Origin of the sequence: Acidovorax delafieldii 2AN (genome assembly GCF_000175235.1) — a bacterium.
Lineage (GTDB): Bacteria > Pseudomonadota > Gammaproteobacteria > Burkholderiales > Burkholderiaceae_C > Acidovorax > Acidovorax delafieldii_B.
Genome location: NZ_ACQT01000417.1, coordinates 1 through 2,076 on the forward strand (window position 1 = coordinate 1; position 2,076 = coordinate 2,076).

General features: G+C 69.1%; 1 protein-coding gene. It reads right to left on the reverse strand.

Translation table 11 applies throughout. The features are described from left to right. Positions 1 to 155 precede the first annotated feature (155 nt). Positions 156 to 1,982 (reverse strand): glycoside hydrolase family 15 protein, encoded by a 1,827-nt coding sequence (locus ACDELDRAFT_RS21725; RefSeq protein ID WP_085943621.1) that lies wholly within the window; start codon positions 1,980 to 1,982, stop codon positions 156 to 158. Positions 1,983 to 2,076 lie beyond the last annotated feature (94 nt).

A 2,076-nucleotide genomic window follows, 5' to 3' on the forward strand; every position in this document is an offset into this window, starting at 1 on the left:
GCTCCAGCCGAACCACAGGCCGCCGGTGGCGGCCAGGGCCTCGCCCAGGGCCACGGCCAGGCCGCCGGCAGCGCTTTTGCGCGGATCGGCGAGGCGATTGGAGACAACGACGAGACGGCTCATGGTGGGATGGGGGCTTTCACGGTGTGCGGCGTTCAGATCACGCTGTCCCAGGGCGCGGACAGGCGCATGGCGGCGTTGATCACGCCCACCATCGAATAGGTCTGCGGAAAATTGCCCCACATCTCGCCCGTGGCGGCGTGGGTGTCTTCCGACAGCAGCCCCAGGGGGTTGCGCACGGCCAGCATGGCTTCGAAGATCTCGCGCGCCTGTTCGCGCCGGCCCGTGCGCGCCAGGGCGTCAATGCGCCAGAAGGTGCAGATGTTGAACGAGGTCTCGGGCTTGCCGAAGTCGTCCGCTGCCTCGTAGCGGCGCATGTACGGGCCGTCGCACAGGCTTTGCTCCATGGCGTCGAGCGTGCGCACGAAACGCGGATCGGCGGGGTTGATCAGGCCCACTTCCGCCATCAGCAGCACGCTGGCGTCCAGTTCGTGTCCGCCAAAGCTTTCGGCAAACACCTGGCGCTCGCTGTTCCACGAGCGCTCGAGGATCTCGGCCTGCATGGCCTGCGCGTGCTGGCGCCAGTAGTGGGCGCGCTGGGGCTGCTGCAGCGTCTGGGCGATCTTGGCCAGCCGGTCGCAGGCGGCCCAGCTCATGAGTGCCGACGAAGTATGGATGCGCGCACGGGTGCGCAGCTCCCACATGCCGGCGTCGGGCTTGCCATACACCTGCACGGCCAGCTCGCCGACCTGCTCAAGCCGCTCGAACTGGGCCAGCCCAGCGGGGTGCAGCAGGCGTCGGTCGTGGAACGCCTGGGCCGCCCCCAGCACGATGTTGCCGTACACGTCGTGCTGGAAATGCTCGGCCGCCTGGTTGCCCACGCGCACCGGCCCCATGCCCCGGTAGCCGGCCAGCTGCGGCTGGATGGACTCGGGCAGTTCGTGTTCGAGCCCGATGCCGTACAGCGGCTGGATGTGCCCGGCGCGCGTTTCGGCCACGATGTTGCCCAGCCAGCGCAGGTAGTCTTCCAGGGTGCCCACTTCGGACAGGCTGTTGAGCGCGCGCACCACGAAGAACGCATCGCGCAGCCAGCAATAGCGGTAGTCCCAGTTGCGGCCGCTGTGGGCCGATTCGGGGATGCTGGTGGTCATGGCCGCCACGATGGCGCCCGTGTCCTCGAACAGCGACATCTTCAGCGTGATGGCCGCGCGGATCACGGCCTCTTGCCATTGCAGCGGCAACGCCAGGCTCCGGTTCCACAGCTTCCAGTAGGCGATGGTTTCCTGCTCCCACAGGCGCGCGGTGTCGCCGATGCCGGCCTGCAGGGATTCATCGTCGCCCAGCAGGAAGTTGTGTTCGCGCGCCAGCACGAAGGGCTGGCCCGAGAGCACGTAGGTGAGTGGTGCGTCGGTGTTCAGGCGCAGGGTGAGCGCGCTGCCCACATAGCGCACGTGGTTGCTGCCGCGCGTGATGGTGGGCTGCGTCTGGCCCCAGTCGTAGCGCAGGTTCAGCCGCACGCGCACGCGCGGCGCGCCGCGCACGGGGCGCACGCGCCGCACCAGCATCACGGGCCGGAACGCGCGCGAACGCGAGAAGAACCGGGGAGCGAAATCGGTCACTTCGAGGCAGTTGCCCGCCGTGTCCGTCAGCCGGGTCCGCAGCACGGCGGTGTTGGGCTCGTACCACTGCTCGCTGTGGGCGAAGTCTTCGAGTTCCAGGGCGAAGCGGCTGCCCTGTTCGCCCGGCTGGATGAGTGCGTTGAACACGGGGTCGCCATCGAAGCGCGGCATGCAGCTCCAGACGATGCCGGCGCGCGCGTCCACCAGTGCGCTGATGGTGCAGTTGCCGATCATGCCCAGCGCCAACGAGGGCACCGCAGGGGTGCGGGCCGACTGGGCCTGGGGCTGAGTTTGCGGTTGCATGCTGGCCTGGGCGTCGCTGGCGGCCGCAGGGTCGCTGGCACGGGCGTCGCCGGCGCGGGCGCTCATGGTGTGAACTCCCGCCCCACGGCAGTGT

Bases quoted from the DNA above. Each gene is read 5' to 3' on its own strand.
- ACDELDRAFT_RS21725 (WP_085943621.1), bottom strand. From the start codon at position 1,982: ATGCAACCGCAAACTCAGCCCCAGGCCCAGTCGGCCCGCACCCCTGCG.